Below are 9360 nucleotides of genomic sequence, written 5' to 3' on the forward strand. Positions count from 1 at the left end.
AATACACAGAGAATCCCACCGAATCATCGGACGGAAAGGACGTGTATGACGTGAATACGAGGCGGAACATCGCGCTTTTGACCCTTCTTCTCTTATTAACGATTTGTCTTGTCCGGCTCCTCCTCGCGCTCCAGACCGTTCGATCGCTGGTGGCCGAAGGCGAAGGCCTTGGTTACACGGCGCCTAAAACCTGCAGAGCGGTCCTGATTTCGCAGGAAGTGAACAACCCTTATTGGAAAGCTGTCGAAAACGGGGCGAGGGACGCCGCAGCGCGCGGCGGCTGGAGCTTGCAGTACGTCGGGCCGCAACGCATCGACCCCGAAGAGCAACGGCGTCTGCTTGAGAAGGCTATCGCGAGCCGGGCGGACGCCGTCCTGCTGCAAGGCACGGGGGACCCGCGTTACCGCGGGCTCATCGACGAGGCGGTTCGCTCCGGGATACTCGTCGTCACCGTCGACGCCGACGAACCGAACAGCGGCAGACATGCCTATGTCGGTACGAACAACGTCGAGGCCGGCAGAGCGATCGGCGAACTTGCTGCGACGGGCGGTATGCAAGCCCCCCTCCGGATCGGCGTGCTGATCGGCGACGAACGGGCCCCGAACCAAGCGCAGCGGCTGCAAGGACTGCGCCAGGCGATCGTCGGGTCTCCGGACGTCCAGATCGTACAAGTCGCCTCCTCCTCGATCTCCCGGCTGCGCGCAGCCTCTGCGGCGGAACACATGTTAAGAGACGATCCCGACATCGACGTCATGGCCGGGCTCAGCTCGCTGGACGGCATCGGCATTCTGGAATCGACAACGCGGGAAGGGATGCCGAAGCCTCTCATTTTCGCATTCGACGATCTGCCGGAAACGATCGAAGCCATTCGAGGAGGCGGCATCGCCGCTTCCATCGTGCAGCAGCCGACGCGCATGGGACAGCTCGCGATGGAGCTGGCAATGCGAGGAGCGGATGGGATGTCGGTGCCCGAATATACGTATACGGACATCGATGTGCTCACGATGGAAGAACTGGAATCGGCGGAGGAGGACATTCCGTGACGATTCGCACGAAGTTATTGGTGGTGCTGCCGCTGCTTCTTCTATTCACGAACGTAACGGCGTTGTTCCTCTACCGTACCGGCCAGATGACGCAGTCGAGCTACGAGTCGATGATGGACCGCATCCTGCTTTACAATCGAACCGTGAAACAGGCGGAGCGGTACGTACAGTCTGTCTACGATTATTTGGTCAACCCCAGCGAAACACGCGAGCGGGCGGTACAAGATATGACGGCAGAGACGGCAGCAGCGCGCAAAACATGGGAGAGCGAACCGGCGGGCTTATCCGAAGGCGGGGACCGAATCGGCTTCATGCATCTGCTGGATACGTTATCGGAGCAAGCCGCAAGCGCGATCGTTGCCGGCCGGGAGCTGCGGACGGAGAAGGCGCTGCAGGAATATGAGCAGGCGGAGCGGACGTTGTCCTTCATACGCGAGGACGGATCACAGCTGATCGATAGGGAACTGACGGGGTACGTTCCGATTTTTGCGCGCCTGTCGCAGGAGGTTGCGAAGCTGCATACCTTCGGCGTTTACGTGCTTCTCCTAAATACGCTATTAAGCGTTGCAACCGCGTTCTGGATTTCGCGAAGCGTAACGACTCCGGTCACGCGGCTCGTGCGCATGGCGACGGACTTTTCAGAAGGCAAACGCACTCCCCCCGAAGCGCTTCCGGAGCGGTCGAACGATGAACTCGGCTTGTTGATCGACACCTTCCACCGCATGCAAGACGACGTGACGGCATCTATGGAACGGGAAAAGGCCGGACTCGAAAAGGATCGGATGCTCAAAGAGCTCGAGCTGCAGGCGCTGCAAAGCCAAATCCACCCGCATTTCCTATTTAATACGTTAAACGTCATTTCCAAGCTGGCTTTGTTGGAAGGAGCCGGGAAGACGAGCGATCTGATCGTCTCCCTCTCGGGCTTGATGCGTTACAATTTGCGCCGGCTGGATCGGCCCTCCACACTGCGCGAGGAGCTTCGCCATGTCGAACAATACATAGCGATTCAGCAGGCACGATTTCGGGACAAGATTCGCTTCGAAACCGACATCGCCGAGTCGGTATTGGATGTTCCCCTTCCCGCGTTAACCATTCAACCGATTGTGGAAAATGCGTTCGTTCACGGCATCGAGGACCGTATGGAAGGGGCCGTCGTCCGACTGATCGTGCGCCCCGCAGGGGACGAGGTCCGAATTACGGTTACGGACAACGGGGTCGGCATGAAGCCGGAGACGGTCCAGGCGCTTCTGCGGTTGGAACCGGTACCTGCGGAACAAGAATCGTCCGGGATCGGAGTTCGCAACGTCGTCAAGCGATTGCAATTGTTCGCCGGTCGCGGCGACCTGGTCGACATCGAAAGCCGGATCGGACAAGGGACGGCCATTACGCTGAGGCTGCCGGTCGGAAAGGGGGAAACCGATGATCCGCTTATTGATCGCGGATGACGAGCCGCTGGAGAGGGAAGGCTTAGAATGGATCGCGCGCGCCGCATTGCCCGATACGTTCGAGTTTTATCATGCGGAGAACGGCCGGCAGGCGATCGCGCTGGCCGAGGAGCGGCGGCCCCATATCGTCTTTATGGACATTAACATGCCGGGCATTCAAGGGTTGGCGGCGCTCCGGGAAATCAAGTCGATCGTTCCGGACATGCAGATGGTGCTCGTGACCGCGTACGATTATTTCGCGTACGCGCAAGAAGCCGTCTCGCTCGGCGTGAAAGAATATATCGTGAAACCCGCGTCCCGCGAGCAGATCGAGGCGACGCTGCGGCGCATCGTCGCGCAGATGGAACAAGACCGCGGACGGCGGGAGACGGAGCTCGACCTGATGCACCGGGTATCGCAGCTCGAGCCGATCGTCGAGAACGAACTTGCGTTATCCCTCATGGTCGATCAAGTGCAAGCGGCCGACACGGAGGCGCTGTCCGATTGGCTCGCTTTCCCGCTCGACCGCGGGTGCGCCTTGATCGCGGCGTTCCCGAAGCAATCTTACGAGAACTACGGCAAAGATATGTACATTGCGGTTCGAAGCTTCGCGAAGACGCACCCCTTCCAGAGCGTCGTCAGCTCGCTGATCGACCGTCATATGACAGTGTTCTTTCGGCTCCCCGTCCCATCGGACGGCGGGTCGCGGGAGGAAGAAATAGAAGCGTTCGGAAACAAGCTCGCCGCGTTACTCCTTCGACAATTCGGGGTGACGGTGTCCATCGGCATTGGTACGACGCAAGAGCGTGCAGCCGGCTTTCGAACGTCGTACTTCGAAGCGGTGTTCGCTTCGACGTTTGTCGGGAACGAAGGCGGCGTCAGCTTGTTCGAGAAAATCGCCCGGTCCGGCGAACCATCCGTTACGCTGCTCGGGGGATCGGGCGGCGTGGAACAACGAAGCTATGTCGTATCCGCGCTTCAGCGCATTCGGGAGGAACGGGAGCGGCGAACCGTGTCCGTATTGGATCGGGCGAAGCAGTATATCGCCGATCGGTTTACGAGCGACATCTCGTTAGAGGAAGCCGCGGGGCACGTTCACTTGCATCCTCAGTATTTCAGCAAATTGTTCAAGCAGCAAACGGGAGAAAGCTTCACGGATTACGTGACACGGCTTCGGATCGAGAAAGCCAAGGCGCTCATCGCGTCCGGATCGTTCAGCTTGAAAGAAATTTGCTTCGAGGTCGGGTATAAGGATCCCAATTATTTCAGCAGAGTGTTCAAAAAAGTGACCGGCTTCACGCCTACGGAATACCGTGAAGCGCGCCCCAATAATCAGTAATCCCCCTTGTCTTTGCCATGCGACAAGGATTTTTATCGGCAAGCACCTTACGATTGTGCTACCTTTCTCCTGCGCCACCCGCTCTGGACGGCGGAGCGTCATAGAAATGCGGCAAGTGCTCGAAGGAATGCAGACGATCCTTCCGATGAACGCCGATGCGCCGTGCTATAATGGCTTGGCTAGTCATCATAGGCATCAATCATAGGAAGGTGGAACACGGTATGCAAGCCTCTGTACCGGCTTCGAAAGAGCTGCAACATACAAATTCTAATCTCAAATTCGTATCGCTGATCTCCGGCATCGCGGCGATCGGCGGGTTGTTGTTCGGTTTCGATACGGCCGTCGTTTCCGGCGCTATCGGGTTTATGCAGCAGCGGTTCGCTTTAGATGAGTTTCAAGTCGGCTGGGCCGTGTCCTCTCTGATCGTCGGCTGTATCGGGGGCGCGGCGGCCGCCGGCCTCCTGAGCGACCGGTTCGGACGGAAGAAGGCGATCATTGCGGCCGCGATCTTGTTTATCGTCGGTTCGCTCGGCTCGGCCATCGCGGGAACCTTTTCCTGGTATATCCTTGCTCGCATGGTCGGGGGCGTCGGCATCGGCATCACCTCCACGTTGTGCCCGCTGTACAACGCGGAAATCTCCCCGGCCAAGTACCGAGGCAGACTCGTCGCCCTGAACCAGTTGGCGGTCGTAACAGGCATTTTCGTCGTTTATTTCATTAACTCTTATATTGCCGGCCTCGGCGACCAAGCATGGAACGTGTCGACCGGCTGGCGATGGATGTTCGGGGTGGGCGTCCTTCCTGGCATTCTTTTCCTCGCCTTGCTGTTCTTCGTGCCGGAAAGCCCGCGTTGGCTGATCAAGCAGGGCCGCGCGGCTGAAGCGCTTCCCGTGCTGATCAAGATTCACGGCGAAGAGCTCGCGAAGAAAGAAGTGCTCGAAATTAAAGAATCGTTCCGTCAAGACGCCGGACCGCTGCGCGACTTGCTTCGCCCGGGCCTTAGGCTCGCGCTGTTCGTCGGCATCGGTCTCGCCGTGCTGCAGCAGATCACCGGCATCAACGCCGTCATGTATTACGCGCCGGAAATCTTTAAAGCGACCGGCGCAGGCACGAACGCTTCGCTCGTGCAGACGATTCTTGTCGGCTTCATCAATTTCGCGTTTACGATTTTATCCATCTGGCTCATCGACAAGGTCGGCCGCAAAGCGCTGCTGCTTGTGGGTTCGACGGTCATGACCATCAGTCTTGCGGCGATCGGGACGGCCTTCTACACCGGTCATACGTCAGGGTCGCTCGTCCTGTTCTTCGTCTTGACCTACGTCGCAGCGTTTGCCGTGTCGCTCGGTCCGGTCGTCTGGGTGATGTTGTCCGAAATTTTCCCGAACCGGTACCGCGGACGGGCGACCGCCATTGCCTCCATGGCGCTCTGGTTCGCCGACTATGTAGTGTCCCAATCGTTCCCGCCTCTGCTCTCGTTCGCAGGGCCCGGCGTGACGTTCTGGGGATTCGGCTTCATGTCGTTGGTTACACTCCTCTTCACCTGGAAGCTCGTCCCTGAGACGAAAGGCAAGACGCTTGAAGAGATGGAATCCCTCTGGAGCTTGAAATAAATAGGCGAAAGGAAACAGTCCGCCCAGGTACCCGGCGGACTGTTTTTTACGTGACGCCGACGCCGTCCTTTGCGGATCTTCTCAGCAACGTGCCTTGACCGTATGTGGTGAGGGCACGTTGGCCGCGATGCCGGTCAATCGCAATGCCAGGGAGAATCCGACTTTTCAAGTTGGAGTCGTATTCCGGTTAGCGTTTTAAATGCAAGGTGTTTTACAGCATACTTCGAACGCCACTCCTCGACGAACGCTCTAGCTTTCGAGGTAGGTGTGGGATTTGGCTAATATCCAGAAGCGAGGCGAAAATTCATGGTTCTTGACAGTCAAGCGATGTTCAAAAGCCCAAGGTGACCACGAAAGAGATTATCCCGTATGATGAAGCCGAAGTCGCCCAGATGCTCCATGCACTTCAAAAGGAGCTCTACCACTGAAGAGTTTTAATCACAGTCGCGCTCACAACCGGTCTTCGTCGCAGTGAGCTTCTTGGTCTCGAATGGAAACACGTTGACTTTAATGCCAGCGTTATTGATGTTAGACAGACGACGATCCATGCACTTAAGGGAGAAGTAATCGTAAAGCAACCTAAAACAAAGAAATCCGTTCGTAAAATTGCTCTCCCGAGAGTGGTTTTTCTTATTCTCCCACCCCGATGGACAACCGTACTATCACGAGCGACCATACTTATGGTTTAGGCTTCGGAACGACTCGGATATGGAAATATTACGACGACGATGAACATTTACGGCCATGCCCTCCGTTTAGCCGATCAATCGGCCGCGGACAAATTCGAATCGCTTTTCACCGCAAAAACAGTACAAGGATAATGAAAGACGCTCGGGTGTGTTCCCAGCGTCTTTTTGTTTGACTAAGGCTTGAAATTTTTTACAGCATTTTTACATCAACAGCATTTTTCGGGAACTGTATTACAAGCTCTAGTCACCCTGTTTATCCAACATCTACAAGGCTTTTTAACCCTCTGTTTCATTCCTGACCACCAACGCCACGCACTCCACATGCCCCGTATTCGGGGGAACACTACCGCTTCGGATGTAATCTGTTATAGTCTGTTGATCGCCCAGCACGCGATGCTGTCGACGGTTGAAGATCGTCATGTTTACAAATCGGAGCCACTGCTCGCACAGGGTCTGTTCTCTGCGCTGCATGCGAATAAGCTCATTTTGTTCTTTGGTACGGGGCACATGGGTGCGTGAACCTCCTTATATAGACCTGCAAATTTGTCAAGTGCCTGCGCGATGCCGAGGTCAAGACATTCCTTCGTGACACGCATCGGCTTCCCTGCCGTCGGCCGACATGCATATAGTTCGGATGCTCGTGCAAGCTTAATGAAAAAAGCAGCTGCCGCTCGGGCAAACTGCTTCATTATGGGTTCAACTAACGTTCTCCGTTAGAACGTGTGGATTACTCAACTGTGCTCCTCAATCAATGAGATTTTCCTTCCTTAAACTCGAAAACTCCGTCGCATAATACGCCATGGCGATGGCCGGTAAGGCGATTCCGATCAGCAGTGCCGCCTCCCAGCCCCCCGTTGCGTAAGCCCATCCCCCTGCCGCTGAGCCGATAGCGCCCCCTAAAAAGAAAATGGCCATATACAAACCGTTAAGCCTACTGCGAAATTCCGCTCCTAAAGAGAAAATCACCCGCTGCCCGAGAACCATGTTGGCGGAAACCCCCATGTCAAGTAAAATCGCCGCAACTACGAGGATGGGGACTGCGAGTGCAGAACTTGATGGAACCAGCAAGGGAAGCAGCCCGGAAAAGATGACGATGGCCAATGCCCATCCCGTAGCCGGGCGAACCCATCCACGGTCTGCCATACGGCCCGCCGCTGGCGCCACAATTGCCCCCATTACCCCGACTAATGCGAACAGAGCGACCTCCTTCTGAGTGAAATGGAACGGCGGACTTGTCAATACCAACGGAACTGTAGTCCAAAACAAACTGAACGTTCCGAATACACAAGCATGATAAATTGCCCTCCGGCGCAATGCCGGTGTCGCCTTCAGCAGATGCAGCATGGAGTGCAGCAGCGCCGGGTAAGCTGTAGCGGTCGAAGGCTTCCTTGAGGGTAGTGCCTTTGCCAATACAAGAGCCAGCGCGAAAATCAATGCTGCGGACATGAAATATATGGCGCGCCAGCCCATATACTCCGCCACCAAGCTTGAAATGGGACGCGCGAGCATAATCCCCAGAAGTAGCCCGCTCATGACGTTGCCCACATTGCGACCGCGCATGGCTTCAGGCGAAAGATGAGCCGCATACGGCACAAGGATTTGTGCTGCTACGGAACCTACTCCGATCACGAGTGAAGCGGTGAGGAACAGGATGGCGCTTTTGATTACAGCGGCAATTGTCAAAACGGCGGCTGTAAGGAGCAATAATGAAAGGATCAACTTACGATTTTCCAGGATGTCTCCCAACGGTACGATAAATAACAAGCCGATCCCGTAGCCGACTTGAGTCAACGTAACGATGAGTGCGGCCGCCCCGGAGGAGAGCCCGATGGTCGAACCGATCGAGCCTATCAATGGTTGAGCATAATAAAGATTTGCCGCTATGATACCGCAAGCGGCTGCCAGGATAAAAATCAGCGAGGGCGAAACCGATTTTTCCGTTGGAATGGAAGCTGAATGCATAGAAAGTCCCCTTTGCTCACCAGAAATTTTTCTGGAACAATCGTTCCGAAATGTGCAAAAAAAATATGTTTTATAGCATTTCCATCACCGTGTCTATCATCTGCTGCATCTTGCTGCGGTCACCCTGCACCTTCGCAACGATATTTATACTATGATTCAGGTTTAAGAGCAGATACGATAAAGTCCTGATATCTTTCTCAGGCATGATTTCTCCCGTCTCCTGACCTTTGCGCAGCAGCTCGTAGAAGGATTTCTCCAACTCGTCAAACCGCTCCCTGATCAACGCATTCAGTTGCTCATCTGGCGAATCCATGCCGACTGCTGCATTAGTAATGAGACAGCCCTTCGGCGACTCGCCGTCCAAGGCGGAATCGATGTGCAGCTCGAAGTACTGCCGGATTCCCGATTTTGCGGATGTCGCATTGACAAGGATGTCCCGTTTGGCTTGCTTCCACTTCTTGTACCAGTTGATCGCCTCGATATAAAGCGTTTGTTTGTCCCCGAACGTTTCGTACAGACTTGATCTGCTAAGATCCATGGCTTCCAACAAATCGGGAATGCTTGTCGCTTCGTAGCCCTTCTTCCAAAAAACGAGCATCGCTTTATGAAGCACCGCTTCTTTATCAAACTCTTTGTAGCGTCCCATGGTTCTCCCTCCGTTTCCGTAGGTACAGTATATATTTTTCCGGAACGATTAGTCCAGTATTTTCTGCAGATATGAAAGTTAGCTCAAGCTGGGGTAAGATGGATTACAGGCTTTTAAGTGAAATTAGTGGACCTCTGCTTTCGATCACCACTTTCCAAAGAATGGCATTTGCTAGGTATTGGTGTAATCTGCCCAGTTCGTATTATGAGGTCAGCCAGTTATTACTGGTTGATCCTTTTTTATTTTAGGGTCGACGATTGCAGGTGGCCGGGTCGAACGTATCTGCCCGTGGGACCTGATCCCGTCAGCTATAATGTTCACCCCCTACTTGTTACTCCCATGTTTGAGGCTGGTTGGGACTCAGATCCCGTATAACAAGCGATGCTATGGAACACAAGGAAGTTTGGGGGCTGCCGGCCAAATAAGCAAAGGGAGAGGGATATGAAACCAGTTATCGGCTTAGATATTTCGAAAACGGAGAGTCATGGACAAGCTTTTCTAGACCGTTTAATGAAAAAGACGGGTCTGTAAAATTAACTGTGTAAACTCTCCGATCTATCTATTAGACTAATAGGAAAGGTTGGATTGGAAGGATGAGCACAGTGGCCCCGAAGTTCAGCAAGGATCAAGTAAAAGCCTTCATTAAA

Annotated in this window: 7 protein-coding genes; 5 read left to right on the top strand and 2 right to left on the bottom strand. The window is 54.7% G+C overall.

Annotated features, from left to right (window positions below; genetic code table 11):
- The first annotated feature begins 50 nt into the window (after positions 1-50).
- The 5 genes from RIN49_RS08870 (at position 51) to RIN49_RS28780 (ending at position 6105) form a co-directional block, all read left to right on the top strand.
- Positions 51-1043 carry a substrate-binding domain-containing protein gene (locus RIN49_RS08870; protein ID WP_309119806.1) on the top strand — a complete coding sequence of 331 codons (993 nt, stop codon included), beginning with the start codon at positions 51-53 and terminating at the stop codon, positions 1041-1043.
- On the top strand, positions 1040-2488 hold the full coding sequence (locus RIN49_RS08875; protein ID WP_309119807.1) for a sensor histidine kinase: 1449 nt from the start codon (positions 1040-1042) through the stop codon (positions 2486-2488). Before RIN49_RS08870 ends, RIN49_RS08875 begins: the two co-directional genes overlap by 4 nt.
- Positions 2463-3806 carry an AraC family transcriptional regulator gene (locus tag RIN49_RS08880; protein ID WP_309119808.1) on the top strand — a complete coding sequence of 448 codons (1344 nt, stop codon included), beginning with the start codon at positions 2463-2465 and terminating at the stop codon, positions 3804-3806. Before RIN49_RS08875 ends, RIN49_RS08880 begins: the two co-directional genes overlap by 26 nt.
- A 221-nt stretch (positions 3807-4027) precedes the next feature.
- On the top strand, positions 4028-5416 hold the full coding sequence (locus RIN49_RS08885) for a sugar porter family MFS transporter (protein WP_309119809.1): 1389 nt from the start codon (positions 4028-4030) through the stop codon (positions 5414-5416).
- Positions 5417-5853: 437 nt separating this feature from the next.
- A complete protein-coding gene (locus RIN49_RS28780; protein ID WP_375295224.1) occupies positions 5854-6105 on the top strand; it encodes a tyrosine-type recombinase/integrase in 252 nt (83 codons plus the stop codon).
- Positions 6106-6849: 744 nt separating this feature from the next.
- On the opposite strand, the gene RIN49_RS08890 is transcribed toward RIN49_RS28780, so the two are convergent.
- Positions 6850-8067, bottom strand: coding sequence for an MFS transporter (locus RIN49_RS08890; RefSeq protein ID WP_309119810.1), 1218 nt, complete (start codon positions 8065-8067; stop codon positions 6850-6852).
- A gap of 70 nt (positions 8068-8137) precedes the next feature.
- Entirely contained in the window at positions 8138-8713 is a 576-nt protein-coding gene (locus tag RIN49_RS08895; protein WP_309119811.1) for a TetR/AcrR family transcriptional regulator, read from the bottom strand.
- Between the last annotated feature and the right edge of the window lie 647 nt (positions 8714-9360).

This window comes from Paenibacillus sp., assembly GCF_031177825.1.
Classification (GTDB): domain Bacteria; phylum Bacillota; class Bacilli; order Paenibacillales; family YIM-B00363; genus Paenibacillus_AE.